Source organism: Nonomuraea sp. NPDC051941 (assembly GCF_044593615.1).
The window spans coordinates 1-26,118 of record NZ_JBIUCF010000052.1; the positions used below are offsets into that span (position 1 = coordinate 1).

The 26,118-nt window shown below is 69.7% G+C and carries 22 protein-coding genes; 10 read left to right on the forward strand and 12 right to left on the reverse strand.

The window, feature by feature from the left end:
• Positions 1 to 614 precede the first annotated feature (614 nt).
• The 5 genes from ACIHFD_RS54235 to ACIHFD_RS54255 form a co-directional block, all read right to left on the reverse strand.
• On the reverse strand, positions 615 to 1,712 hold the full coding sequence (locus tag ACIHFD_RS54235) for a hypothetical protein (protein ID WP_397373587.1): 1,098 nt from the start codon (positions 1,710 to 1,712) through the stop codon (positions 615 to 617).
• A 319-nt stretch (positions 1,713 to 2,031) separates the two neighbouring features.
• Positions 2,032 to 4,788: a glycosyl hydrolase family 95 catalytic domain-containing protein gene (locus ACIHFD_RS54240; RefSeq protein WP_397373588.1), complete on the reverse strand. Its 2,757-nt coding sequence runs from the start codon at positions 4,786 to 4,788 to the stop codon at positions 2,032 to 2,034.
• Between the two features lie 293 nt (positions 4,789 to 5,081).
• The gene (locus tag ACIHFD_RS54245; RefSeq protein WP_397373589.1) at positions 5,082 to 5,822 is read right to left on the reverse strand and encodes a polysaccharide lyase; all 741 of its coding nucleotides are present in this window, start codon (positions 5,820 to 5,822) and stop codon (positions 5,082 to 5,084) included.
• Between the two features lie 338 nt (positions 5,823 to 6,160).
• A complete protein-coding gene (locus ACIHFD_RS54250) occupies positions 6,161 to 6,520 on the reverse strand; it encodes a DUF4440 domain-containing protein (RefSeq protein ID WP_397373590.1) in 360 nt (119 codons plus the stop codon).
• Entirely contained in the window at positions 6,465 to 7,466 is a 1,002-nt protein-coding gene (locus tag ACIHFD_RS54255) for a helix-turn-helix domain-containing protein (protein ID WP_397373591.1), read from the reverse strand. The genes ACIHFD_RS54250 and ACIHFD_RS54255 overlap by 56 nt, the downstream gene beginning before the upstream one ends.
• Positions 7,467 to 7,527: 61 nt before the next feature.
• Here ACIHFD_RS54255 and ACIHFD_RS54260 point away from each other — a divergent pair, with 61 nt between their 5' ends.
• On the forward strand, positions 7,528 to 8,202 hold the full coding sequence (locus ACIHFD_RS54260; RefSeq protein WP_397373592.1) for a hypothetical protein: 675 nt from the start codon (positions 7,528 to 7,530) through the stop codon (positions 8,200 to 8,202).
• A gap of 50 nt (positions 8,203 to 8,252) precedes the next feature.
• On the opposite strand, the gene ACIHFD_RS54265 is transcribed toward ACIHFD_RS54260, so the two are convergent.
• A complete protein-coding gene (locus ACIHFD_RS54265; protein ID WP_397373593.1) occupies positions 8,253 to 8,930 on the reverse strand; it encodes a winged helix-turn-helix transcriptional regulator in 678 nt (225 codons plus the stop codon).
• 109 nt (positions 8,931 to 9,039) lie between these two features.
• Here ACIHFD_RS54265 and ACIHFD_RS54270 point away from each other — a divergent pair, with 109 nt between their 5' ends.
• Positions 9,040 to 9,504, forward strand: a complete 465-nt coding sequence (locus tag ACIHFD_RS54270; RefSeq protein ID WP_397373594.1) for a DUF6632 domain-containing protein — start codon at positions 9,040 to 9,042, stop codon at positions 9,502 to 9,504.
• A gap of 21 nt (positions 9,505 to 9,525) precedes the next feature.
• Here the strand turns inward: ACIHFD_RS54270 and ACIHFD_RS54275 are convergent, their stop codons facing one another.
• Together ACIHFD_RS54275 and ACIHFD_RS54280 are read right to left on the reverse strand one after the other, a co-directional pair.
• Positions 9,526 to 10,803 (reverse strand): MFS transporter, encoded by a 1,278-nt coding sequence (locus ACIHFD_RS54275; protein WP_397373595.1) that lies wholly within the window; start codon positions 10,801 to 10,803, stop codon positions 9,526 to 9,528.
• Positions 10,803 to 10,934, reverse strand: a complete 132-nt coding sequence (locus ACIHFD_RS54280; RefSeq protein ID WP_397373596.1) for a hypothetical protein — start codon at positions 10,932 to 10,934, stop codon at positions 10,803 to 10,805. The genes ACIHFD_RS54275 and ACIHFD_RS54280 overlap by 1 nt, the downstream gene beginning before the upstream one ends.
• 105 nt (positions 10,935 to 11,039) lie before the next feature.
• Here ACIHFD_RS54280 and ACIHFD_RS54285 point away from each other — a divergent pair, with 105 nt between their 5' ends.
• Positions 11,040 to 11,591, forward strand: coding sequence for an XRE family transcriptional regulator (locus ACIHFD_RS54285; protein ID WP_363981120.1), 552 nt, complete (start codon positions 11,040 to 11,042; stop codon positions 11,589 to 11,591).
• 17 nt (positions 11,592 to 11,608) lie between these two features.
• On the opposite strand, the gene ACIHFD_RS54290 is transcribed toward ACIHFD_RS54285, so the two are convergent.
• A complete protein-coding gene (locus ACIHFD_RS54290; RefSeq protein ID WP_397373597.1) occupies positions 11,609 to 12,598 on the reverse strand; it encodes a DUF5937 family protein in 990 nt (329 codons plus the stop codon).
• 92 nt (positions 12,599 to 12,690) lie between these two features.
• Between ACIHFD_RS54290 and ACIHFD_RS54295 the strand changes: the two genes are divergently transcribed.
• Positions 12,691 to 13,539 carry an isocitrate lyase/phosphoenolpyruvate mutase family protein gene (locus tag ACIHFD_RS54295; RefSeq protein ID WP_397373598.1) on the forward strand — a complete coding sequence of 283 codons (849 nt, stop codon included), beginning with the start codon at positions 12,691 to 12,693 and terminating at the stop codon, positions 13,537 to 13,539.
• Positions 13,540 to 13,545: 6 nt separating this feature from the next.
• Here the strand turns inward: ACIHFD_RS54295 and ACIHFD_RS54300 are convergent, their stop codons facing one another.
• Both ACIHFD_RS54300 and uppS read right to left on the reverse strand, forming a co-directional pair.
• Positions 13,546 to 14,949 carry an oxygenase MpaB family protein gene (locus tag ACIHFD_RS54300; protein ID WP_397373599.1) on the reverse strand — a complete coding sequence of 468 codons (1,404 nt, stop codon included), beginning with the start codon at positions 14,947 to 14,949 and terminating at the stop codon, positions 13,546 to 13,548.
• The gene (gene uppS, locus ACIHFD_RS54305) at positions 14,946 to 15,683 is read right to left on the reverse strand and encodes a polyprenyl diphosphate synthase (protein ID WP_397373600.1); all 738 of its coding nucleotides are present in this window, start codon (positions 15,681 to 15,683) and stop codon (positions 14,946 to 14,948) included. The genes ACIHFD_RS54300 and uppS overlap by 4 nt, the downstream gene beginning before the upstream one ends.
• Before the next feature lie 221 nt (positions 15,684 to 15,904).
• Here uppS and ACIHFD_RS54310 point away from each other — a divergent pair, with 221 nt between their 5' ends.
• On the forward strand, positions 15,905 to 17,200 hold the full coding sequence (locus ACIHFD_RS54310) for a cytochrome P450 (RefSeq protein ID WP_397373601.1): 1,296 nt from the start codon (positions 15,905 to 15,907) through the stop codon (positions 17,198 to 17,200).
• Here ACIHFD_RS54310 and ACIHFD_RS54315 read toward each other — a convergent pair.
• On the reverse strand, positions 17,130 to 19,973 hold the full coding sequence (locus tag ACIHFD_RS54315; RefSeq protein WP_397373602.1) for a BTAD domain-containing putative transcriptional regulator: 2,844 nt from the start codon (positions 19,971 to 19,973) through the stop codon (positions 17,130 to 17,132). The genes ACIHFD_RS54310 and ACIHFD_RS54315 overlap by 71 nt on opposite strands.
• Before the next feature lie 125 nt (positions 19,974 to 20,098).
• Between ACIHFD_RS54315 and ACIHFD_RS54320 the strand changes: the two genes are divergently transcribed.
• From ACIHFD_RS54320 to ACIHFD_RS54340, 5 genes are read left to right on the forward strand one after another with little or no spacing between them, the layout of a single operon-like run.
• Positions 20,099 to 21,736, forward strand: a complete 1,638-nt coding sequence (locus tag ACIHFD_RS54320; RefSeq protein ID WP_397373603.1) for a serine/threonine-protein kinase — start codon at positions 20,099 to 20,101, stop codon at positions 21,734 to 21,736.
• Between the two features lie 4 nt (positions 21,737 to 21,740).
• Complete coding sequence (locus ACIHFD_RS54325) at positions 21,741 to 22,427, forward strand: hypothetical protein (protein ID WP_397373604.1); 687 nt, start codon at positions 21,741 to 21,743, stop codon at positions 22,425 to 22,427.
• Positions 22,372 to 23,253, forward strand: a complete 882-nt coding sequence (locus ACIHFD_RS54330) for a hypothetical protein (RefSeq protein WP_397373605.1) — start codon at positions 22,372 to 22,374, stop codon at positions 23,251 to 23,253. Before ACIHFD_RS54325 ends, ACIHFD_RS54330 begins: the two co-directional genes overlap by 56 nt.
• Positions 23,253 to 24,626: a hypothetical protein gene (locus ACIHFD_RS54335; RefSeq protein WP_397373606.1), complete on the forward strand. Its 1,374-nt coding sequence runs from the start codon at positions 23,253 to 23,255 to the stop codon at positions 24,624 to 24,626. The genes ACIHFD_RS54330 and ACIHFD_RS54335 overlap by 1 nt, the downstream gene beginning before the upstream one ends.
• Positions 24,623 to 26,104: a serine/threonine-protein kinase gene (locus ACIHFD_RS54340; RefSeq protein WP_397373608.1), complete on the forward strand. Its 1,482-nt coding sequence runs from the start codon at positions 24,623 to 24,625 to the stop codon at positions 26,102 to 26,104. Before ACIHFD_RS54335 ends, ACIHFD_RS54340 begins: the two co-directional genes overlap by 4 nt.
• Positions 26,105 to 26,118: the final 14 nt, after the last annotated feature.

A 26,118-nucleotide genomic window follows, 5' to 3' on the forward strand; every position in this document is an offset into this window, starting at 1 on the left:
AACGGCCTCGCAGGTCCAAGCGAGTACGACGTCAGCGGGCGACGCACCCCAAGTTTCACTTATCCGAGGGCGCCACGAAGTGGCATGGGGTCTTTAGACGACACTGCCGCCCGGAAGTCATCGGTGCCCGGTCTGCTGGCTGGTTGCGCGGTCAGGTACCGGGGTGTCTTGGAGCAGTGCGCGCGTCCGCACGGGTCAGGGGCCCGCACGGGTTGCAGACTTGGTTGCAGTTCACTGCGTTGAAGGCGGAAGGCTGGGATTTCCCGAACAACCAGCCGGAGGCGGTCGCTGGCGTGGCGCCTCTGAAGCCCGGTTGCCTGCGGCATCGGGGGCACCGGGGTCTCTTGCCCGGTCGGGCTGACGTCCGGCGAGGCATGATCAGCCTGACCTGCCTCGACTGGCAGGCCATTGAGGGCGCTGCCCGACACCGACGGTGAGCGGGTACCCCCTGGTGGGTGAGGTGACGAGGCTTGATCTCAGGCTCGTCCGGGCGGTGGGCCGGGGGTGATGTCCTTCGGGGGTGTGTGGAGCTTGCCGGTGACTTGGCCGCCGCGTACGACATGAGCCCGGCGTGAACGCGCCTCAGCTCTGCATGGAGCGACTGGGAATCCTCACTACCCGACGTACGGATAGGGTTCCCGCAGCTGCCTTTTGAGGATCTCGGTCCCCGACTCCTTGGGGTCAAGGGCTTCGACGTACTCGATCTGGGGCAGCAGCATCTCGGCGTCCGCGGGGATCATGTTGTACCAGAAGCCCATCTGCTGGTTGAACTCGCGCAGGTACTGGCGGGCGCGCTCGTCGTCCTCGTTGTCCTCGCCGCCGGCCCACTCCCACAGGTCGTCAACCTCGAAATCGCCGACGGCACTGGCGCAGTTCTCCTTGTACCGCCAGTAGAGTTCGCCGAACGAGAGGAGCACGTCGCCCGTCCGGCCCGCGTCGTAGGCGAGCGTCTTCGCGGTGCCGTGCAGCTTCCTGAGTGCCTGCTGGCACAGCTCCGCCGCCTGGCTGCCCCATACCTTGGCCAGCGCCTCCGAGTGCCCCTCGATGGCGGCCGCGAAATCGGCCATCCAATCGGCGGAGTTCTGACACACCACGCCGAGGTCCAGGAGAATCCGCGGACGACTCCGCTCGAAGAATTTCCTGACGCCGGCCGCGTTGTTGGTCGAGACGTCCTCCTCGCGCCACCGCTCGATATCGGAGGGAGACCGGGAACGGCCCGGATCCTGCTGCCCGTTGACGATGTTCCGCAGCTTGCCCATTTGGCGGTTGAAGAGCCCCTCAGCCGCGTCGTAGTTCAGGGCGGCGGCGTACACGAGCTGGCCGAAGCCGGCGTAGGACCGGAAGAATGTCTCCAACTGATCTCGGAGGTTTTCAAACTTCCGATCGAGCGCCTCCTGCATCCTGTCTGCGGATGCCCATGCGCCATCCAGATCGATTTTCGCGACGGAATGGCCGCTGTAGGCACCCCAGACGACCTCCGAGACGTAGTGCCCGAAGGCCGCGCCCGGCGTGGACTCCCCGGACAACGGCGAATACATTTCGTCGCTGATGGGTGGCGTCGAGCTGAGGTCGTCCGTGACGATTCGCGCCGAGCGCTTCTTGAGCTCCGCTCTGTTGACCTCTATCCCGCTCGCAGGCGACGGCCATGACCGGTCCAGCTCAAGTCCGCTGTGCCACTGCCTCCAGGGTTCGGAGCTGAGTGGTTCCTGCATGTACGTGTCCTTCCGGCGCTACGGGCGGACCACGACGGCCGAAGGAAACGCCGCCGTTCTCGCCGCCTACATACATGTTATGCATGCCTGTGATCTGCCCGTCAAGATCGTGTAACCCCCGATTCCCCGGCTCTTCACCGTGGATCGCTCCAGATTGTGAGCCGCCACCCGCGCCGGGAGCGGGCTGACCTCCGGTGAGGCGTAGGCCTGCGGAGATGGCTGGATCCTGGGCCCACCAGCCGGCGTTCGTGGAGTTCGCCTCGGGGTCTCACATGACGGCCGGCGCACGCCTGGCTCGACCTGTTGTTCAGCGTGATCATCAGTTGGTGATCAGGTCGAAGGATTCCCAGGGGCCGATGGCGTCGCGGTTGGCGATGAGCGCTGAGGCTCCGGCGTTGTCGGCGCACACGTATTTGCCGTTGGCCTGGGCTTTGAGGCTGATCGTGCCGTCGGGGTTGTTGATCTGCTGGAAGGTCTCCCAGGGGCCGATGGCGTCCCGGTTGGCGATGAGCGGTTGCGCCCCGGCGCTTTCGGCGGTGACGTATTTGCCGTTGGCCCGTGCCTTGAGGGCGATGTTGCCGTTGCCGAGGTCGGTGCGGTCGAACTGTTCCCAGCCGCCGACGGTCGTGCGGTTGGCGATCAAGGGCTGGGCTCCGGCGTTCTGCGCGGTCACGTACATGTTGTTGGCGCGCGAGCGCAGGCTGATCGTGCCGGACGGCGTTGACCCGGTCGGGAGGCCCAGGGTGGAGGCGGTGCCGCTCAGGGACTTCACGCCCTGGTTGGCGGCGCCGGTGATCCGGGTGGTGGCGTACGAGCTGAGCGGCTTGGCAGTGCGCTCCACCACGTAGACGGACCCGGCGGCGGTGGCGAAGCCGATCTCCGCGCTCGAGCTCGTCGTGATGGTCGCGTTGTCGGAGGTACGGCGGACGCGGACCTGCTGGGTGCCCCACGGGTTGACCACGGTGGCCTGCTTGCCGTGCACGCTCTTCATGCCGACGTACTTGATCTCGCCGGCCTCCCGCTCGGAGCTGACCAGGAAACCGTCCTTGGCCAGCAGGGTGAACTTGCCGCCGAACGAGGAGTCGGCCGGAACGGCGGGGAACACCCGGATCTTGCCGTTGTAGCTCTGCATGAGTGACTCGTTGAGGGCCGTGAGGTGCACGCCGAGGTACTCGAAGACGCCGTTGGTGTTGTTCGTCATGCCGTTCGGGTAGTTCTGGTACTTCTGCAGCATGGTCTTCATGCCGTTGTACGCCTGGTCGCCGAGGCCCAGCCGGGCGGCCTGCACGGCGTCGTTGGACCACACGTTGCCGTAGGGGAAGGGCCGCTGGTTCCAGGTGTTGACCGCGGTCTGGTGGTCGGGGAAGCCGATCCCCGTCATGTCGTACGGCCAGATCAGCTCGGCGGAGACGTTCTCGTTGTTCCTGGTCTGCGAGATCGGCGGCTGGTGTGGTTGGTAGGCGCCGTTCGAGACCACGTAGGGCACCAGGTGGTCCAGCACGTTCTGCCACGTGGACCGCAGCCCCGCGTCCACCCCGAGCTGCTCGCTGACCTGGATCGTCAGGGGGAAGATGCTGCGCACGGCGGCCAGGTCGGTGATCGCGTTGCGGACGTTCCAGTACGTCTCGTGCGAGTTGGAGTTGGCCATGTAGTACGTGTTCGTGGCCGTGTCGTGGGAGAGCATGGCCGAGTAGAACTTCGCCGTCTCGCGCATGAACGGGTAGGCCACGTCGCGCAGGTAGTTCGCGTCGTTGGTGTACCGGTACCGCAGGTACATGCTGTAGGCGGCCTCGTAGCCGGTCGACAGGATGTTCTTGGTGTAGTCGCTGTTGATCGTGCCGCGCGCGTTGCCGTCCCAGCCCATGGTCTCCGGCACCCACAGGCCGTCCACGTTGTACCGCGTCTGGGTGTACGACTTCAGGGCGTTGTAGTTCCTGGCGTACAGGTTGTTGTGCCTGTCGATGAGGTCGGGATGGTTGGAGGCGAGGAAGGACAGGTAGACGTCGCGTTGGTTCCAGTACCAGTACGCGTTGCTCCACTTCGTGTTGTCCTGGGTCGCCCTGAAGACGCCGTTGATGAAGTGGGACGGGTAGTTGCCGTAGCCGCCCGCGGCGATCATGTACGTGGACAGGTAATAGACGTTCTCCATGTAGTCCGCGTCGCCGGACAGACCGGAGTACTGGACGAACGACTTGGCCCAGAAGGAGTGCCACCAGTTGCGGTAGTTGGTGATCGTGGTCGCGTACCCGGTGGACTTCACGGCGGCGAGCTGGTTGCGGGCCTGCGCCACCGAGTCGCGGTTGGGCGCGTTGAGCCGGCCGGCCGCGGTGAACCAGATGGTGTAGCTGGAGGTGGGCGTGATGGTGAGCCGTACCGTGCGGGAGTCGACGACCTGGGTGGAGTAGCTCGCGCCCTCGACCATGGCGGCCAGCGTGTAGCCGAACCCGTTGGCGTCGGTCTGCCCCCGGCTCAGGCCGGCCGCGTTCGCGTCGGCGAAGGTGGAGACGGTCTTCCAGGTGTTCAGGTCGGGTACGTCGCCGCTGTTCGGGAGGTTCGCCGTGTCCCACATGCTCAGGTTCAGGGCCACGTTGGAGACACCGGTGCGGCTGTCGTCCACGTGGATGCCCATCACCTCGGAGTTCGGCGACCCCATGACGGTGACGGTGCGGTTCGAGTCGTACCTGGTGGTGAGGGTGCCGTCGTACAGGGACAGCCGTTGCTGGAAGGTGGTGTATCCGGTGTCCATGCTCGGGCTGGTGGCCAGGTTGACCAGCCCCGCCGCGAACGCGGACTGCTGGGACAGGTCCACGCCCGAGGTCTGCATGGTCAGTCCGTTCTGACTCCAGACCATCGCTCCGGTACGGCCGTTGCCCACGGTCATGCCGTACAGCGGGTTGGTGTTGGGCCTGTTGTAGACGATGTCGTGCTTGGACAGGTAGCCCGCGTGGTCGACGTCCAGCGTTCCCGTGGACTGGTCGAACGCGGCGTCGGTCGGCGAGGCCAGCGCGGGCGTCCCGGACAGCAACGCGCCGAGGAGCGCCACCAGGGGGAGGGAGCGTAACAACCTCTTCACCATGCTCACCTTTTGGGGGGTTAGGAAGTGGCATGTCACGCGCAGTTAACATTGGGTGTTTCTTATCGTCAAGAGGCGATTAATAGATAAGAAACCTACAAAATCCATCAAGACTCATCACATATGCCCTGCTAGCAGCGCAGGTTTCGCATACGGTCTCGGGATATGTCCTGAAATATGCGACACATGGTGACGCTTATTGATCGGAGGTCTGATTCGGCGACATCGCCGACGCCCGGGGGTTGGTCGTGCTCAGCTCCTGGCCCCCGGGCCGGGCATGGCGAGGCGTCGATGTGTCACCAGTTGGCGGGCTCTGCCAAGGAGTAGGAGGAGGCGATCCTGGCGTGGTCGTGGTAGATCGACAGTACGCGCGGGCCGGCGGGCGTCCCGTTCCGCCACGCGGTGCAGTAGATGCCTGACGACCAGCGGATCGTCTGCGATGTCTTGGGCAGCACTGTGACGCCGGTCCTGCTCCACACCTTCCGCCCGTTGACCCAGACCTCGAAGGCTCCCGCGGTGCTGTGGAACTTCAGGCGGGTGACGATCCTGATCCACGTGCCACGAAGGTTTGTGATCTTGTCGAGTGTGGCCGCGAAGCCGCCCGAGCCGCCGATCCGGAGTTCGTCGTTCTGGACGAACATCAGCTCCCAGGGCCCTTCCGGGTCCTCTGGCGACCACTGCTGGAAGGTGACGTTCTGGTGGTGGAACTGCCAGTTCGGCGGGAGGTAGATGGCCTGTCCGTAGTAGCGGTCCTGGCCCACGGCCTGGGTCCGGTTCTGGACGGTCTCAGAGTGGTACCCGCCGCCCTCGTCGAGGTACGTCTGCTGCGCCTCGATGGCGGTGGTCCCCTTGTACACAGGGCTGCTGACCGTACGGATCACGCCTTGCTTCTGGGGCTCCTGTGGGTAGTTGCTCCAGCCGGTCAGCGTTCCGGTGTCCTGGAAGAACACTTCGGCGGCGGTCGCCGAGCCTGCCGGAGCCACGGCGGGGACCGCGCACAAGGCAACGATGATGACGGTGATCATTCGTCGGCGCATGTGATCCTCTTCTGTGAGGGTTGCTGAGAGGCGAGTATCACACGCGTGAATTTATTAGTAAAGGTACTTAAAATATTTGCCTTGCCTGTGGCACGTCGAGCTCCGTCGGCAGGACGTCGCAAGTGGCAGCTCGCCGGACGGTCCGACGTGCGGCCTGGCTGAGAGGAGGGGCGCGGTCCACAAGGCCGTTGGGTGCCACCGCCGACTGCCGAGTGGGAGATCCGCTTCGGTACCGGCGGGGCACAGGCGTCGCTCGCCCCGTTGGGCTGACGTCCGGCGACGCGTAGACATACGTAGGGGCCGGTCCTCGCGCGCAGAGCAAGACTGCGCGCCGCACCCTACATGGGTGTCTGGTGGAGGAGGACGACGCGCCAGCCCTCGGAGGTACGGCGGTAGACCGTCGACGCATGCCATGAGGACGTCTCATCGCCGATGGTGCTCGTCAGCCTGTAGGCCACCACGGCTCCTGCGTCGCCGAGCGGCTTGACCACGACATCATGTGCTCGGTTGTACCGTTCCGGATTGCCGCTTCCCTTGACGTACATGTCGAGAACCTGCTGCCTGGACACGATTCCGTAATGTCCCATGGCTACGAAGTCGTCGGCGCAGTGCTCCTCGAAAAATGTCTCGTCATAGGCAGCGTCAGCGTCCAGCATCCGCTGCTCGAGTTCTACCAGGGTCTTCTCGATGCCGCTCATCCAGCCAACTCCTTTTCGCGAGATGTGCGGCCCATGCTGTCAGCCGTACCTGACGTCCTCTGACAGGTACAGCCGCAGCAACCGGCTGCAGGAGCTGCGCGCGGGCTCCACCAGCGTCCTGGTCTCCCACCGGCTCGGCGCCGTCCGCCGGGCCGACCGGATCGTCGTCGTGCAGGACGGCCGGATCCGTGAGAGCGGCGACCACGCCTCCCTCGCCGTGTCGGGCGGCGCGGGTGCACCGCCGTGGGTTCACGGTTACCTCAAGGACGATGGCGTGAGCGCCGTCGTCGTCGATGAGGTGCTCCTCCACGGTGGGACCGGTGACCTCCAGGCGGTGGCGGTGCAGCCAGCCGAAGAGGTCCTGCCCGGCGCGGACCACCCCTGCCGAGGGCGGAACGACTGCTCGTACGACGGTGCGGGCAGGCAGGAAGAGCTGCTCGCCGGCGCCGTCGGTGGTCACCGCGGCGGCGAACCCGCCCGTCGGCTCCCCGCGAAGCCAGGTCAGCAGGGCCGCCGGTGGCGCCGGGCAGACGGCGGCCAGTTCGCCAGGATGGTCGAGGCGCATGCGGCGGACGCGGAGTCGGCGCGAGTCCACCGCGGCCTGCTGAGGCAGGATCGACATCGGCACGGCGAGGTGGTCCTCGGCGTGAGCCGCGGTCGCGGCCAGCGTGGTGATGTCACGCCTGATGGTCGCCACGATCTCGGTCAGCGCCTGCCGCACCTGTGCCTCGGGAGCGTCCAGCAGCTCGGCGATCTGGCGCAGCGGCAGGCCGAGGCGCTGCAGCCCGCGGATGCGTTCGAGCCGGGACAGCTCGGCCACGCCGTACCAGCGGTAGCCGGTGGTGCGGTCGACCGCGGCGGGAACCAGCAGCCCGATCTTGTCGTAGTGGCGCAGGGTCCGTTCGGATACGCCGGCCATGCGCGCCAGTTGCCCGATCCGCCACATGGCGTCCCCTCTCCTGGCATGTTGACTTTGTCCCTGCGTCAGGGTTCTACCGTCACGGTCCATGACCGATCCGAACCCTCGGCGCCGGCTCACCGGTGTGCTGCTGTTGACCTCGCTGACAGCCATGATCGCCGGTACGGCCATCGTGGTGCCATCGGGGTTGACCCTGAGTCCGTCCGACCCCGGCGCCGCGCTGGACGCGGTACGCGAGCAGGTCGGGCTGCACCTGACCGAGCTGGCCTTCGACGTGCTGGGCTGGCTGGCACTGACCGCGGCCGGGCTGGTGATGGCTGCTCGCCCGGCCGAGATGTCAAGACCGTATCTGGTGACGCTCGCCGGTGGCCTGCTGGCCGCCGCCGGGCTGGCCGGCCTGCTTCATGACGCCGGAAACCTGGCACTGACCCAGTTGGCCGCCCGCCCGACCGCCCCGGCGGCCGCCACAGTGGCCTTGGCCGTCCTGCTCACCGCCAAATGGGCGGTCAATCTGGCCGGGCTGCTGTGGGTCGCGGCCACCGTCGCCGGCGCAGTGGGCATCCCGATGCCCGCCGGGCTTCGTGTCACCGGCCTGATCGCCGCACTCAGCGGCCTGGCCGCGGTCGTGCTTCCGTGGACGACCGGGACCGACGGCCCTACGGGGGCGCTGGAACAGCTCGGGTATGCGCTCCATCTGCCCGTCATGATCTGGTACGCGGTCCTGGGCCGGCGGTATCTGCGCAGGCAGCATGCGGTTGCCTGAAGTGAAGCATTACTCCGGCGGCGCCACGGGCGGGGCCTGTCCGGTGTCGATCACGATTCGAGCCGGGCCACAGTGATCATTTCCTGGGGCGGGAAGAGGCCGAGGAAGCGCTCCGCGAGGGACTGCGGTCCGGTCAGTGCGAGGTCACCGGCGGCGAGGGCGTCGGCGACGGTCAAGGCCTGGCCGAGCAGTGCGGCCAGGGTCTCCGGAACGGTTTCGATGACCAGGTCGACCGGCTCTGGCTCCGAGTCGGCCCTGGTCAGGTCGAGGTGGTCGCCGCGGACGCGTACGAGGAAATGGTGCTCGCCGAGGCGCAGGGAGACGGTGGCGTCGAGCGGCTCGACCGCGGGGGCGAACAGTGCCTTGAGCGACAGGGCGGCGGAGTCGGCGCTGAGCGGCGCGCCGCGTCGCAGTGCGGGTGAGCGGCTGCTCCAGCGGGCGAGCCGGGTGACGATGGGCTCCAGCTCGGCGCCCCAGTCGGTCAGCTCATAGATCCAGGAGCCCGCGGGCGGTGGCAGCTTGCGGCGATGGACGACGCCCGCCTCACCGAGCTCGCGCAGGCGTTGGGTCAAGATGTCCGCGCTGATCCCCGGCAACCCCGCGCGCAGGTCCGTGAAGCGTTTGGGGCCGAGGATCAGCTCCCGCACGACCAGCAGTGCCCAGCGCTCTCCCACCAGTTCGAGAGCGTGCGTGATCGCACACCCGTCGCCGTAACTACGCTTCCCCACCACACTCCCAGCCTAGCAGCGTTGGTTTGTCATCCCATCCATGTGGTTGTTTTTTCCAACTAAAGAGCTGTAGTGTCCAACCACTCACCTGACAACGAAAGAGGTTGGCATGGACAACGCGGCCAGAAAGTTGCGCACGCTCGCTGTGTTCCTGCGGGTCTACGGCGTGCTGTCGCTCCTGATCTTCGTACCGCTCTTCATCGGGTTCATGGTCCGCACGCCCTTGCTGGCGGAGAAGGGCGGCCCGCTCAACTGGACGATCTGGAACGACGTCAGCTCCGGTCAGGAACACGCCCACGTGCCGCCGATGCTGTTCCTGGTCTACATCGTGTGGGGCGTGTTCCTGCTGCTGGCGGCCCGGAAGCCGCTCGCCTACGAGTCATTCCTGGCCTTCACGATGTGGGCCAACCTGGCCCACGCGCTGCTCATGGCCGGACAGGCCGTCATGGATTTCGAGCGCTACTGGAGCAAGTTCCTGACCGACATCCCGTTCATCCTGATCCTGGCCCTCGGCATCCTCTTCCTCCGGCCCGCGGAAAGGGCCCCGGTCCAAGGGCATGGTGCTGTGCGGTAGTCGCCTCACGAGCGGCTGCGGTCAATGCTCGCCGCAAGCCTGCCCCTCGTCGTGAGCCGAACGGATGGCGGCTGACCTCGGGTCCGCCACCGCGCGTTGCGTCGAGCGGGCCTGCCGCGTCCGGTCCAGGAGGATGAACGGTACGGCGGTCGCGGCGAGGCCGGCCCCGATCAGGCAGACCGATGTGAGAGCGGCCCCTCGAGTGAGTGAGGCGGCCGCGAGCACGGGGGTGATGCTGATGCCGAGCTGGAATGCCGACACGGTGGTGGCGCCGGCGAGGGTCGGCGCGCCGGCTGCGATGGCGAAGACGCGTCCGTAGACGGCGGGGTTCAGCACGAACGCGGCGACGCCGATCAGGAAGACCGTGGGCACCACCGCCCAGACCTGCTGGATCACGACAGCCATCACGACCGACAGGATCACGATCGCGGTTGCTCCGGTGAGGAGCGCGAGGTGGGGGCGCCGGTCGGAGACGCGGCCGCCGATGGACAGGCCGACGAAGGCGCCGACCCCGAAGAGCGCGAGGATCGCCGGGATCCAGACCTCGGGGACGGCGGTGATCTCGGCGAGCATGGCGCTCAGGTAGTTGAACGTGATCATGTACGCCGCGGTGGTCAGGATCGTGATCGCGTACATGCTCCAGAGCATCGGTTTCCGCATCGTCGCGAGCTCTCGCGAGACGCTGGGCCGGCGGGTGTCCGGGGCGGTGGCGGGGAGTCCGAGGATGCAGCCGATGATCCCGGCGGCCGTCAGGACGACGACGGCCCAGAAGCCGCCGCGCCATTGGACGAAGTGGCTGAGCAGCGTGCCTGCGGGACCACCGAGAACCATTGCCGCGCTGAGCCCGCTGACCACGACTCCGGAGGCGCGGGCGTTCCGGCCCGGTGTCACCAGGCTGATCGCAGTCACCGACGCGACGGCGAAGAAGCCCGCGTAGGCGATCCCTGAAACCACCCTCGTCAGCAGCAGGACCTGGTAGTCGCCCAGCAGCCCGACGACGACGCCGGCTGCGAAGAGGCCCTGGGTTGCCACCAACGCGCTACGGCGAGGCCAATGCAGACTCAGCATGGCGAACGGTGGCCCGCCGATCACGACACCCAGCGCGAACGCAGTGATCAGGAATCCGGCCGAAGAGAGTGTGACGTCCAGATCGGCGGCCACGGCAGGCAGTACGCCGGCCAACAGGAACTCAGCGCTTCCCATCGCGAACAGGCTGAAAGCGAGCAGGTACACGCCGGCGGGCAACCTGTCGGAGGGAGTGTTCCGGGACGTCTCCGCGGACGCGGTGATGCCGCCCATCAGATCGCACCCACGGCAGCGGACAGCTCTCGTTCCAGCAGCCAGGAGGTCATGCCGATGGCGGCGGCGGAGCCCGCGCCCGCGGCGGTGACGATCGCGTCCCATGGCGTCGAATCCGTTGTCGCGTTCATGCGAAGAGGATCGGAAGGCCGACCCGGAATCGACAAACTTCATTGCCGATTCCGGGACACATTGATTGACTGCGTCCCGTGGAACAGCAACCGAGCGTCAGCGGGGTGATCGAGCAGATCGCCCCTCGGCTGCGGCGCGCCCGCGAGAAGAAGGGCGTCAGCCTGGCCGACCTCGCGCGTGCCACCGGCATCTCGACCAGCACGTTGTCCCGGCTCGAATCAGCTCAGCGTAAACCGAGCCTCGAGCTGCTCCTTCCGATCACCGCGGCGCTGGGCATCCCCCTCGACGAGATCGTCGCCGCACCCCGGATTCTCGATCCGCGCGTGCCGCAGCAGCCCACCGGGAAAGACGGCCGGGTGCTGATCCCGTTGTCGCGGCATCAGGGCGAACCACGCGCGTACAAGATGACCATTCCGGCGCACGACGAACAGCCCCACCTGCGGACCCACGCAGGCTACGAATGGCTCTACGTGCTGCGCGGACGGCTTCGCGTGAGACTGGCTGACCACGACTTCATCATGGGAGCGGGCGAAGCGGCCGAGTTCGACTGTCAGATTCCGCACTGGTTCGGCGCTGCCGGGCGTGGCAGCGTCGAAGTGCTCAGCCTCTTCGGAAAGCAGGGCGAACGCATCCACCTCCGCACCACACAGCGCTGACGCGGGAGCGCGGGGTTTCACGCCTGCGCCGTGAGCAGGGCGTCGGCGAGGCCGGTGCGGGCGTAGAGGACCGAACGGCCCGCTCGGTGGGTGCTGGTCAGGCCGGCGGCCCGCAGGGCGGTGAGGTGCTGGGAGACACCCGCCGCGGAAAGGCCCGACCGTTGGGCGAGTTCGGTGGTCGAGGCGGGGGTGTCCAGTTCGGCCAGGATCAACGCCCGGGACCGGCCGATCACGGCGGCGAGGGCTTCCATGTGCGTATGTGTCCGGCGCTCCCACAACAGGCCGATCCCGCGCGCCGGGTAGGCCAGCTGCGGTGGTTCGGGCGCGACGGAGCGGGTCAGCACCCGCGGCCAGGCGAAGACCGACGGCACCAGGAGCAGCCCGGCTCCGGTCTCGATCCTGGTGATGGCGCAGTGCCGCTCTACCAGGTGGAGGCTGCCGCCGGCCCAACGCACCGTGTGGTGCAGCTCGTCCAGCGCCTGGGCCGTACCCTGCTCGGCCACCTGGCGCCCCCGGTGGAAGATGTCCGCCTCCAGGACCGAGCGGATCCTGGCCCAGTAGGGCGCTATCGCCAGCCCCCAGTAGACCTCGATCTCCGCCACGATCCGGGGCAGGCAGCTCTGCGGGCTGCGGTGGAGGCTCCGCAGCCGGGAGGGCAGAGCGCCGTCGCGCTCTGCGGCCAGGCGATCGACGTCCTGCCGTACCTGCTCGGGGTCGGTGGCCTCGATGGCGGCCAACTCGTCGGCAAGGCCGGGAGAGGAGGTCGTCGGCGCCGGGTTGAGGAAGTCGGGGAGGTGGCCGCTGGGCGGGATCATGTCGGCCAGCCAGCCGCGATCGAGGCCCGCGGCCGCGAGCCGGGGGCGTACCTGGTCGGCCCAGTTGCGGTGCGGGCACGGCACGACCGCGGCGGCCAGCGCTCTGACGCTGGTGACGACTTCCCACATGGGCGAGACGGCGAACCGGGTCTCGGCCAGATCGTTCACCGAGAAGGCCAGCCGCGCCTTCATTCCGCCTCCATGATTCGGTCTCAGCTTAATCAGTGGATCCTCGACCCTCTGCCCAGCAGTATCCCGGAAGCAGGACAACGCGAAAGGCAGTCATGTACATCTCCTCCTCCGTCGATGCCGCGACTCAGCGGAAGGCGCGGCTGTTCCGCGCCCTGAGCGCCGAGCCCGTGCTGGTGCTGCCCAACGCCTGGGACGCCGCCAGCGCGGCCGTCATCGCCGCGGCCGGCGCCACGGCGATCGCCACGACCAGCGGTGGCGTCTCGTGGTCGCTGGGCCGCGGGGACGGGCAGCGGCTCGGCCGGGGCGAGATGGTGGAGGCCGCGCGGCGCATCGTGGACTCCGTCGACGTGCCGGTGACGGTCGACGTGGAGGGAGGGTACGGGCCGGATTCGGCGGATGTCGCCGCGACCGTGCGGGCGGTGGCCGAGGCCGGGGCGGTGGGCGTCAATCTGGAGGACTCCACGGCCGTCGGCGGTCCTCTGTTCGACGTGGCCGAGCAGAGCGCCAGGCTGCGCGCCGCCAGGGAGGCCGCGGCCGCCTCGGCCCTGCCGGAACTGTTCGTCAACGCCCGTACCGACGTCTTCCTGTTCGGGATCGGTGCACCGGACGGGCGGCTGGGCGAGGTGCTGGAGCGGACGGAGGCCTACGCGGAGGCGGGAGCCGACGGCATCTTCGTTCCTGGCCTGCTCGACCTGGACACGTTGAACACCCTCTGCGCGGCATCGCCGCTGCCGGTCAACGCGATGGCCGTCGCGGGTGGACCGAGTGTCACCGAGCTCGCGCAGGCCGGGGTGCGCAGGGTCAGCCTGGGCACCGGGTTGGCCCAGGCCGCGTACGCCGCGACCCGGCGAGCCGCCGCGGAGCTGCTCGGCACGGGAGGTCTCACGGCGCTGGACGGCTCGCTGGACTTCAGCGAACTCGACGTCCTGTTCGGCCGTTGATCGAAGCTAGGACAGGAGGGAGTCGTAGGCGACCGAGTGCCGCTGCCCCGACATGAAGGACAGGAACTGCCTGACGAAGGCGCCGCGCGAGTAGGCGTCGGCTCCGCCGGTCAGATCGCGGTGGAAGGCCGTGCGGAACAAGCTCTGGAACTCCTGCGCGTCGATCGCCTGGTCGTCGTCGCCGTCGGTGACGTCGAACAGCACGTCGGCGACCTTGATCAGCCCTGAGCCGGGCAGCGAGACGGCCGAGGCGGCGTATTCCTGTCGTGTGACGCGCCCGTCGCCGTCGGTGTCGAGATTGGTCTGCAACTCCCGCCACCAGGTGGCGTAGGCGTTGTAGAGCCGCTCCTCGTCCTGTTCGTCCAGGTCGAGCCGAGTGGCGAGCTCTCTTGCCATGGCCGCCAGGTCGGGCCAGGTGAGGTAGCCGTCGCCCGTCTGGTCCAGGACCTCGGTGAAGAACCGGTCGGCCGTGCGGGTGGTCGGGTTGACGTCGTCGGGAGCCGGGGTGATGAGTCTGACCATGGCCGCGGCCTGGCCGGCCTTGCGGCGTACGGTCTGCCATGGCCCGGAACCAGCGGCGTGGCCGGGATCCAGCAGGCTCACGAGCGAGTTGACGTCCACCCAGCCGTCCGGGAGCACGCGGGTGGCGATTCCGGCGGTGAGGTACGCCCCGTGCATGAGCGTCCGCGCCCCCGGGAGGTCGGGCAGGGCGACCCGCCGGCAGAAAGACTCCGGCAGCGACGCGATGGTGATCGCGGCGGCTACCGGGCCCGCCACGGTCCGGCCCGCGGCCCACACCGCGGGATGGTTGCGCAGCAGGGGCGGTGCGGGCACGTTGGCGAAGAGCCGGTAGACGATGACGCGCACGGCCTCGGTGCTCTCCAGGCGGTGGTCGATCATGTCGTCGAAGTAGGACCAGAACTCCCGCACCGTCGCGGGGAGCCGGTCGCTGTCGCCCTCGATCAGGGCCAGGAACGTACGGAACTCGGCATAGAGCCGTTCGAGCGCGGGTCCGTCGAGCGACTCGCCGCTCAGCCGGTACATCGTCACCGTCGATTCGAAGAGGGTCGCCACCACCCAGGCGCGGGCTTCGGCGTCCTTTCCGTCGTAGGGGCGGCCTTGCGCATCGGTGCCCGACATGCGGGCGTGCAGGCGGTTGAGGCGGGTCGCCTCCCGGGTGCGAACGTGCTCGTCGGGGTCGAGCACGCGCTGCATGCTCACCAAGGTGTTGCGCAGCCGCCGCCACGGATGCGCCACGAACGTCGAGTTTTCGATCAACGCGGCGCCGATCTGCGGGTGCGCGGCCTCCAGAACCGTGGCGCGGGTCACCGCGAGGCCCCACCGCGCGTCGTTGACGAGGCGGCGCAGCATCGAGTCCGGCCCGAAGGCGTCAGCGGTGCTCTGGCTCATCGAGATTCCTCTCCCGTGGCGGCGGTCGACTGACGGACATCGCCGAACCGGCGCTGGCGCGATCGGTAGGCGTCAAGGCATTCCCAGAGGTGGGTCGCGCGGAAGTCCGGCCACAGCACCTGCGGGAAGACCCACTCGGCGTAGGCCACTTGCCAGAGCATGAAGTTGGAGATGCGTTGCTCTCCGGAGGTGCGGATGACCAGGTCCACATCCGGCGTGTCGGAGTAGGGGAGATGCCGGGCGAAGGTGGCCTCGGTGACCTGCTCGGCCGGCACGTCGGCGCGGATCAGCGAGCGGGCGGCCTCCACGATGTCGCGGCGCCCCCCGTGATCGAAGGCGACCGTCAGCGTCATCTGCCTGTTGTCGCTGGTGAGCGTCATCAGGTCGGTGATGTCCCGGACCAGGGCCGGTGGGATGCGCGGATCGGACATGCCCAGGAACCTGCACCGGACGCCCCGCGCGTGCAACGCCGGCGCGTGCTTGCGGATGGCGCGGCGCACGAGCCTCATCAGGATGTCGACCTCGCCCGCCGGCCTCCGCCAGTTTTCGGTGGAGAAGGCGTACAGGCTCAACCACCTGATGCCGGCCGAACGTGCCTCCTCGATGATGTCCATGACGGCGGCCTCCGCCGCCTCGTGGCCCGCAGTGCGCGGCAGCGATCGCTGCGCGGCCCACCGCCCGTTTCCGTCCATCACGCAAGCCACGTGACGCGGCAATCCGCTGACAACTCCCATATCTGAACGTGACTATACCATTACTCATAGTGATAGCGACGGGCAGGCGGGTTTCATGCGGAGATCATGCGCCCCGTGATCGATCGTGGTCAGTGACGTCAGTCGCGCTACGGAGGTTACGCATGAAGCACATCCGACACGCAACCGTCCGCCTCGTGGGCCGGGTCCGCATGGGAGGCATGTACACCTACTGGAACTTCTGGAACTAAGAGGGCCGACGAGTGACGCACGCACCTGGTTCGGAGCGGCCCCCCGGGCCCCGAGGGCACTGGTTGTTCGGCAACACCGAGGAGTACGACCGGGACAGGAACGGTTTCCTGGAACGGTGTCACCGTGAATACGGGGACGTCTTCTCGTTCGACGCCCGCACCATCGTGGTGTCCTCACCGGATCAGGTGCATGCGTTGCTCACCAGGACCAACCGAGACTTCCTGGCCGAGAATTCGCCGCTGGCGGGAAACACGGACACCGAGCGGATGGCGGCCGACGCCGAGCTGTGGACGACGACCCGCCGCGCCGGCTGGCAGGGGCTGCACCGGAGGGTCGCGCAGGCGCACGCCGAACGCTTGCGAGAGATCTTCCTCAAGACCGTCGGTGACGGGGACATCGACGTGCTCGCCACGATGGCCGACTTCTTCGGCCGGGCGACCGCCGACTTCTGCCTGAGCGCGGACGCGGAAGGCGTGCCGGAGACGCTGGCCGAGAGCGTCGCGGCCATCGACCCCCTGTCGCGCGACTCGCTGCAGCTCCCGCCGTGGTGGCCGTCGCGCAAGGTGCGGCGCTTCGCCCGCTCCCGCAAGCGGCTCCTGGCGCTCATGACCGACATCGTGCGCCGCCGCCGGTCGGCCGGGGACTCCGCCGCCCAGGATCTCCTCGCCGTGCTGCTCGCCCCGGGCGATCAGCAGCTGTCCGACCTGCAGATCGAGCGGTTCCTGCGCGGGATCATGCTGGCCGCCCTGGGCGTCCCGGCCGCCGCGCTCACCTGGATCGTGTACGAGCTCAGCACGCGGCCGGACGTGCTGGCCCGGCTGGAGGCCGAGGCCGCGTCGGCCGGCGAGGTCCCGGTCATGGGGGACCTGCCGTACACCGAGGCGTTCGTCAAGGAGGTGCTCAGGCTGTGGCCGCCGACCTGGCTGATCGGCAGGACCGTACGTCACGACACCGAGCTCGACGGGTGGCGTCTCAAGACGGGGGATCAGGTGCTGTTCAGCCTGTATCGGCTGCATCGAGATCCGCGCTGGTGGTCCGACCCCGACCAGCTGGTGCCGGAACGGTGGCTGGAGCCTCGTGCCGCGCCCGTCAGGCACACCTACCTGCCGTTCGGCGCCGGGCCGAGGGTGTGCGTGGGGACCCAGCTCGGCATGATGCAGCTGACGTTGGCGACGGCCTGGCTGGTCAGCGGCATGAACCTGGCGCGGACGCAGGAGACGGCGATGGTGCCCGACTTCAGCGGTCTGCTGGTGCCGCGTGACCTGAGGGTCCGGCTGGAGCGGAAGGCGGTGCGGCAAGGCGCCTGATCTTCTCCTGGACGTTCCCGGCTTCGACCGCGCGGTGCTGCTTGTGGTAGAGATCGAGCGCTCGCTGCCAGGCGTCGCGGGCGGCGGCGGGCCGGCCCGTTTCGTGGTGGACGTCGCCGATGCGGACGAGGGTGTCGGCGCGCTGGTAGGCGTTGCCGAGTTCCTCGCGTAGTTCGAGGCATCGGCCGTAGTAATCGAGCGCCTGGTCATGTTGTCCCGCCCAGTGGGCGATGTAGCCGAGGCTGTCGAGGGTGGCGGATTCGCCGTTCAGGTCCTCGTGCTTCTGGAACAGCTCCAGAGCCTGCTCGCAGTACGACCGCGCCTGCGGGTAGTGGCCGAGCTTGGCGTGGCACCAGCCGGCGGCGCTGAGCGCGTTGGCCTCCCAGAGGGGGTCTCGGAGTTCGCGCTGGAGGCGCAGGGCGTTCTCGATGGCCGGGAGCGCGCGCTCCGGTGCGCCCCGCTCCAGCCAGGCGAACCCGAGGGTGTGGCTGGTGTGCGCCTGCCCGGCGAGGTCCTCCTCCTGCTCGAACAGCTCGAACGCGAGCAGCAGGTGCTCCAGGCCGTCGTCGGCCCGGGAGTCCTGAGCGTAGGCGTACCCGAGATACCAATGGGAGAAGGCCCGGGGGCCCGGCTGGCCCAGCCGCTCGGCGGCGGCCAGGGCCGTCTCCCAGGACCGGGTGCGCAGCTCGTGCTGGCACCGCTTGTGGTACGTGTCCATCGCCCACGCCAGCCGCCAGACGGCCGCGTCCAGGCCCAGCCTCTCGGCGTGCCGCTGAACGGCGATGAGGCTGGACTGCTCGTCCTCGAACCACGCCCAGGCCGACGCGGCGTCCTCGAACTCCTCCCGCGCGGCCTCGCCGGAGATCCGCGCGGCGAAGGGACGATTGGGGTTCAGCAGCCGGTCGCCGGCGCACGCGGTGACCACGTAGGCGTCGACCAGGCGGGTCAGCGCCTCCGCCCGCTCGTGATCGGGCAGATCGGACTGCGCGCGTTCGGCGGAGTAGAGGCGGACCAGGTCATGCGTGCGATACCGCCCGGGACGGTGCTGCTGGATCAGGTTGGCGGCTTCGAGGCGCCGCAGCGACACCCTGGTCCGGGAGGCGGGCAGGCCGGCGAGCGCGGCGGCCGACCGCAGGCTGATGTCCGGCCACGGCGCCAGACCCAGCAGCGCGAACAGCCGGGCGGTGCCGGGGTGGAGGGCCTCGTACGAGGACTTGAACGCGGCCCGCAGGTCCGCGTTCAGATCACCGGTCTGCAGGGCGTCGAGGCGGGTGGCGGGGCTGCTCAGCTCCTCGGCGAGGACCGACAGGGGGAAGCCGGGGTGCATGGCCGCGCGCGCGGAGAGCACGCTGATCGCGAGAGGGAGGCCGCCGCTGTGCTCCACGAGGGCGGCCGCGCTGTCGGGATCCGCGCCGATCCTCGATTCGCCCAGGTGGTGGCCGAGCAGGCGGCGCGTCTCGGCGGGCGTGAGGGCGTCCAGCCCGATCAGGCTCGCGCCGCGGGTGGCGTTCAGGCCCGGGAGGCGGTTGCGGCTGGTGATCACGACGACGCAGCCGGGGCTGCCGGGCAGCAGCGGCTCGACCTGTGCCACGTCGCGGGCGTTGTCGAGGACGACGAGCAGGCGGCGGTCGGCGACCAGCGACCGGTAGAACCCGGCCTGGGCCTCCTCGCCGGCCGGGATGGCCGCCGCCGGGACACCGAGAGAGCCGAGGAAATGGCGCAGCGCCACATGGGCCGGCAGGGGGTCGCTGCCGGGGTCGAACCCGTGGAGGTTGACGTAGAGCTGGCCGTCGGGGAAGAGGTCGCTGTTGTCGTGCGCCCAGTGCAGGGCCAGCGAGGTCTTCCCCATCCCCCCGGTGGCGCTGATGGCGGCGATGGCCACGCTGTTCCTGGTCCGGTCGCGGGCGAGGCGGTCCAGCTCGGCGCGTTCGCGTTCGCGGCCGACGAAGTGCGGTGGCGGAGCGGGCAACTGCCGGGGGATCGGCGAGAGCACCGGACGTGGCCGGGGTTCCGGCGTGCTGTCGGAGGTGAGGATCCGCTGGTGAAGCTGTTGCAGCTCGCGTTCGGGCTCCAGCCCCAGCTCCTCGCTGATCCGTTCGCGCAGTCTCCGGTAGACCGCCAGGGCGTCGGCGCGCCGGCCGCTGCGGTGCAGCGCGAGCATGAGCTGACCGTGCGCCGACTCGCGCAGGGGATGGTCCGCGACGACCGCGGTGAGCTCGGTGACGGCTTCGGCGTGCCTGCCCGTCGCGAGCATGGCCGAGCCCCGCTCCTCCACCGCTTCCAGCCGCAGCCCCTCGAGCCTGGCCACTTCCGCCGGGACGAAGGAGCCGTCGATCCCCACCAGCGGCGCCCCGTGCCAGAGGCCCAGCGCCTCGTCGTAGCGGGTCACCGCGGTCTCCGGGTCGCCTGCGGTCGCCGCCTTGCGGGCCCGCGCCACACCGTCGAGGAACCTGGCCAGATCGAGCTGGTCGGGTGCCAGCCGCACGACGTACCCGGGCCGCTGCGTACGGATCAGCTCGTCCCCCGCGGCGGCGCACGTCTTCCTGAGGTCGGAGATCAGCATCCTGACGCGGGAGGAAGGGGAATTCGGCAGCGGCTCGCCCCACAGCGACTCCGCCAGCCGCTGGACGGACACCACGCGGTTGGCGCTCAGCAGCAGGATCGTCAGCAACGCCCCCTGCTTGCCGGTCAGGACGACGTGTCCGGTATCGGTCTGGAGCTCCACCGGGCCGAGAAGGCGGAACCTGGCCCGCGTCAGACCTTCAGAACTCACCGGCGACCTCCAGCGGAACCAGCTCCCCGACGTGAGGATAGTCGAGGCTTGATCACCATCCCTGACGCCGGCAGGCAACAGCGTCTCTAGATCAATTGAAGAGTCGGTCGCTACTCTGCTGATCCATGACCTCTGCCCCGAATATCGTCTTATCGGGTCGATATCGGTTGCTCAGGCGGCTCGGCAGTGGCGGCATGGGTACTGTCTGGCTGGCCCGGGACGAGTTCCTCGACCGTGACGTGGCGGTCAAGGAGGTCACCTTGCTCGCCGAACAGGCGGAGACCCGCGAGCGGGTGCTGCGCGAGGCGCGGGTGGCCGCGAGGGTGCGGCATCCGGGCGTCGTCGCCCTCCATGATGTGATCTCGCAGGACGGCAAACCGTGGCTGGTCATGGAGGCGCTGGACGGCAGGTCGCTGCAGGAGGCGGTCGAGGAGGAGGGCCCGCTGCCCGCCGGGCGGGTCGCGGCGATCGGCGGCGAGGTGCTGGCGGCGCTGGCGTTCGTGCACGAGGCCGGGGTGCTGCATCGGGACGTGAAGCCCGCCAACGTCTTCCTGCACCAGGACGGCCACACCGTTCTCACGGACTTCGGCATCGCCACGGTCGAGGGGCAGGTGGCGATCACCACGGAGGGGGTGGTCGTCGGGTCGCCCGGCTACATCGCGCCGGAACTCCTGCGCGGCGAGCCCGCCGGGCCGGCGTCGGACCTGTGGTCGCTGGGCGCCACGCTCTACACGGCGGTCGAGGGCGTGCCGCCGTACTCGGGTGACTCGCCGATGGCGGTGCTCGCCGCGGTGCTGACCGGGCGGCCGCGCCCGCCCGTGCTGGCGGGCTCGCTGGTGCCTGTGCTGATGGGCCTGCTGGACGCGTCCCTGGAGGCCAGGCCCGATGCCGCCACGGCCGGTGCGATGCTGGCGGAAGCCGCCGCCGTCGAAGCGCACGAACGCCCCGGCGACGCCGTACGCGGTGAGGCGGGCGTCGTGACGGCCGAGCGGCGACAGGCGGGCCGTCGCCGCGTCAAGGCGGGCACCCTGCTCGCGGGGACCGTGATCGCCAGCGTGCTCGCGGCCGCCGCCGGTTTCCTGCTCGGCGCTCCCGGTACGGCGGCCCTGCCCGTGGCCGCCGCGAAGCCGGTCACCGACCCGATCGACGAGCCGGGCAGGTTCGGTGTCCCCGTCAAACTGTGCGAGCTCCTCACGCCCGAGCAGGTTCGGCGACTACTCCCGAAGGCGGCCGATACCGGCGGAAGCTGGAAAGGCTCCAGCTGCAGTTGGACGGTCAAGGGGCCCGGGCACCGGTTCAAGAAGGGTGACGAGGTTCCCGCGGGCTCCGACACCGTCCGGCGTTTCACGGAGGACACCGTCCTGCCCGAAGGGTCAGGGGTGTCGGTGGGGATCGTCGGCGACGAGCCGTGGGGCAGGACCCCGCGGAAGGGCCATCACACCTTCGTCGGCCACCGATCCCAGTACTCCGACACGAGCACGTGGGCGGCCATGCAGTGGGCGGAGATCGGCCTGAAACGGACCACTGTGCGGACGTCGGCCGGGGTCCCGGTCGCCGGAGTGGGCGAGGAAGCGGTGCTCGTGCACACCAACGACCGATGGATGGGCGGCCGGATCGCATCCGAGGTGACCTTCAGGGTCTCCAACGTGGTCCTCAGGGTGACGTACGCCAACATCAACGAGGCCGACGACGCCGAACTGATCGAGCGGCGCGCGCGGACCGCGGCCCAGTGGGTCGCGACCGCGCTGAACCACGGGGGATGAGCCGATGACAGGAAAAGGTGGCGTCGCCGTCTCCAGGCCGATGGCGGTCCTGGTCGTGGTGATGCTGATCGGTCTGGCCGCCGCCGTCGGCGTGCTCTACAGCCGGCTGCCCGCCGCCGCGGCTCCCGGCCGCCCGGCTCTGCCCCCTCCCGAGGCGCCGCTCACGGCCGAGCCGGTCTCCGGGCGGTTCGCCGAGGTGCCGTACGCCTGCGGGCTGCTCACGAAGGCCCAGTTCGGCGCGCTGGTCCGCGACCCGTTCAGCCGGCGCGACGGGCGCGGCGGGTGCGAGTGGGACTCGGTCGACACCGCGAAGAAACCCCGGCACGGCCTGGTGATCAGGTTGCGGCTCCTGCCGAGCCAGGCCCGGGCCAGGGAGTACGTCGAGGCGCTGCGGGCGGACGCCACCTCCCCGTCACCCGTGACGGGGCTGGGCGACCAGGCGTACGCGGCGCGCGGCGACATGAGCGCGCTGCCGGGGTTCGCCCGGAGCACGGTCGTCCGGCTCGACAACCTGATCGCCGAGATCGACTACCGGGCCTACGGCGCCACCCCGACCGTGGCGGGCGGCTGGAACGGGGCTCCAGGCAGGCCGCCACGTGGACGGTCCGGGCACTGGAGCGGGTGGGGTGAGCCCGGTGACGGAGGAGCAGGTACTGGCCGGACGCTACCGCCTGACGGACCGGCTGGGTGACACGGGCATCTGGCGGGCCCGTGACGAGCTGCTGCGCAGGGAGGTCGCCGTCACGCCGGCGCGGGGGACGTCCGAGGAGGACGTGGCGGCGGAGTTCGCCGCAGCGGGTCAGGCGGTGCAGAGCCGCGCGGTGGCCCTCACGGCCGTCCACGATCTCGTGGTCGAAGGGGGCACGCCGTGGCTGGTGATGCGGCTCGACCTGCGCCGCAGGCGGCGCCGGAAGCTCGTCGTGGCCGCCGCCTGCGCGAGCGCCGTCGCCGTGACCGCCGCGACGCTCGCCGTCGTCAACTCGCGGCCTCGGCATGTCATGGCGCCGGTCCAGGCCTGTGGCCTGCTCACGGTCAAGGACATTCAGACACTGGTCGCGCAGCCCAGGACGACGCCCTTCACGTCCAACCCGCCCGACCCGGCGGTTAGCCAGTGCCGGATCATGACGGGCGACGCGGCGCTCAAAGCCGGCCAGAACCCCCTCGTATACGTGTGGGCCAAGTGGCATGGGAGCGACGAGGACCAGGCCGTACGGGAGTTCGCCCGCCGTCGGCAGAAGCTGGAGAGCCTGCGTGAGCGGTTCCTGCCCGTCGACCCCGCGGGCCGGCTTGTCACGCCCGTCTCCGGCCTCGGCGACGAGGCGGTCCTGTTCGCAGGCCTGGGCAAGGGGCTGGGTGGGCGCTACCTGCTCTACTCCAACGTCGTCTATCGCCTCGACACCGTCGTGGTCTCGGTCGACTACACGCTGCAGGACGTCACGCAGCAGGCGGAGGTCCTCGGCCCGCTGAACGAGCGCCTGATCGAGCTGGCACGCCGCAGTGTGGAGGGCCTGGAGTGATGAACGGCAGGTACAGCTTGCGCGTCCTGCTCGGGGCGGACGGGATGGGCGGCCCCGCCTGGCTGGCCCACGACGACCTGCTCGCTCGTGACGTGCTGGCGCAAGAACTGCCCGCGCCCGCCGGGACCGATCCGGCCGAGTGGCGCGAGCACGTGATCGAGCGGCTCAGCGCCGTGGACGCCATCGGGAACGCCCCGGTCGCCGTGGTCCACGACCTGGTCACGGCCGGCGACCGGCTGTGGACCGTCACCGGCCTGGAGGACGGTGCCAGCCTGGCCCAGGTCCTCGCCGACCAGGGGCGGCTGCCCGTCGAGCGGATGGCCGCGCTCGGACTGGACCTGCTGGCGGCCCTGGTCGCGGCCCATCGCCGGGGTGTCCTGCACGGCGCCGTCAGCCCGGCCGCCGTGGTGATCGCCGGTGACGGCCGGGCCAGGCTCGCCGGGTTCGGTGCGGGCGTGGGGTCGTCCGCGGGGGTCCCGGGTTTCACCGCGCCCGAGTGCCTGGCGGGCGAGCCGGGACCGGCCTCGGACCTGTGGTCGCTGGGGGCGACCCTGTACGCCGCGGTCGAAGGCGCGCCTCCGTACCGGGGGACGACCGCGCTGGCCACCACGGGCACTGTCCTGACCGAGCGGCCTGCCTCGCCGGTGCACGCGGGCCCGCTCACCCCGCTGCTGGAGGCGCTGCTCGCGAAGGACCCCCTGGACCGGCCCCGCCCGCGCGAGCTGGGCAGGCGGTTGCGGCGGATCGCCGCGGGCCGCCCGGACCGCAGACTGTTGATCGTTCCCCGGAGCGTTGTCGCCGCCGTGGCCGCCTGCTCCGTCGTGCTGGCCGGTGGCGCCGGAGTACTCGGCGCCCGGGTGAAGGCGGGATTCGACGTGAACAGAGCCGCCGCCGCCCGGGGCTACATCGTGACGTCGCCGGTCGCCTGCGGGCTGCTCACCGACGCCCAGTTCGCCGAGCTCGTCCCTGCCCCGTTCATCACCGATGAGCAGCTGGACGGCCCGAACTCCGCCGAGTGCCACTGGAGCACCACCTTCGGAGCGGGCGTTCCCACGGCGCTGCGGCGCGGTGTCGACATCGAGCTCAAGCACTTTCCGGTCGCCGAGCTCGCCCGCAGTCGTGACCACTTCAGGAGGTTGAGAGAGGCCACACCCTCCGGGTATCGCGCGCTGCCCGGTCTCGGTGACGAGGCGTTCTCCTACCAGGGGCCGCGCGCCTTCCGGCTCTCCCACGAGGTCGTGGTACGGGTGAGCAACGTGGTGGTCAAGATCGCCTACTCCGGCGACATCAAGGAGGACCCCGAGGGCCGGCTGGCGGCCGGGGCGCTGCGTGCCGCCCGATGGGTCACGTACGAGCTCAGCAGGCGGGCATGACCGAGCACCTGCTGGCAGGGCGGTATCGGCTGGCCAGGCTGCTCGGGGCAGGCGGCATGGGCGCCGTGTGGCAGGCCCGTGATGAGCTGCTCGACCGCGAGGTGGCGATCAAACAGCTGCGCCCGAAGGAGGAGGTGTCCGCGGACCGGCTGGCGGAGCTGCGCGAACGCGCCCTGCGCGAGGCACGTGTCGCCGCGCGGCTCCGGCACCCGGCGATCGTCACCGTCCACGACGTGGTGGAGGAGGACGGCCTGCCGTGGATCGTCATGGACCTGGTCGCGGGGCGCACCCTGGAGGAGGTGGTGCGCGCCGAGGACAGGCTGCCGCCCAAGCGGGTCGCCGCGATCGGGGTACGGATGCTCGACGCCCTCACCCACGCGCACCGGCGAGGCATCCTGCACCGCGACGTCAAACCGGCCAACGTCATGATCGGACCGGACGGGCAGGCGCTGCTCACCGACTTCGGCATCGCGGCGTACGCCGGCGACCCTGGGCTGACCGCGCCCGGCGACCTGGTCGGCTCCCCGGGATACATGGCGCCGGAACGGCTCAGAGGGGCGGAGGACGGCCCTCCGGCGGACCTGTGGTCGCTGGGCGCCACCTTGTACGCGGCTGCGGAGGGCCGGCCGCCCTTCCACCGGGACACCCCGATGGCGGTGCTCGGCGCGGTGCTCACCCAACCGCCGGCCGAACCGTCCTTCCCGGGGCCGCTCGGCCCTTTGCTGCTCGCGCTCCTGGCCAAGGACCCCGCCGTCCGCCCGGACGCCGATCGGCTCCGTCGGGACCTCGGCCGGATCGCCGACGGCCTGCCGCTCGCTCCTGAACCACCCGAGCCGGCTGAACCGCCTGTTTTCGCGAGCGGGCGGCACAGGCGGGTCGCCGTGGTGGCCGGTGCGCTGGTGCTGGCCGGTACGGCCGTGGTGGCCGCCATGGCGTTGCGCGGCCAGCCCGTCCGAACGCCGTCACCCTCGCCCTCTGCGACCCGAGCCCCCTGCGACCTGCTGACTCTCGCGCAGGTGGCGCCCCTCCTGCCGGCCCCGGGGAAGCCCACCGCCGTGTCAGGCGGCTGCACGTGGTCGGCGGACGACGACTTTCTCTCCCTGACGGTCGAGACGTTCGCGCCGAGACAGGGCAGGCCCGGGCCGGAGGTGGCGCGGGAGATCTACGCCGCCAGGCGACTGGCCGAAACGTCCGCGGCGGGCGGCGGCGTTCTGGAGGACCCCGACCCGGAGGACCTGCCGCCGAGGGACGTGGTCGGTCTCGGCGACGAGGCCTTCGCCGTCGAAGGGGTCAATCTGAACGACGCGTTCAGCACCCTCGTGTTCAGGGTCGGCGACCGGCTGGTCAAGCTGTACTACTCGAAGAAATTTCCCAAGGGCGACAAACCCGCCGTGACGAGTGCGCAGCAGGAGGGCGTCCTGACGATGGCCCGCCTGGCCGCCGAGGCGACGAGAACCGGCGGCGCCTCGCCGGATTGAGCCGGTACGGGAAC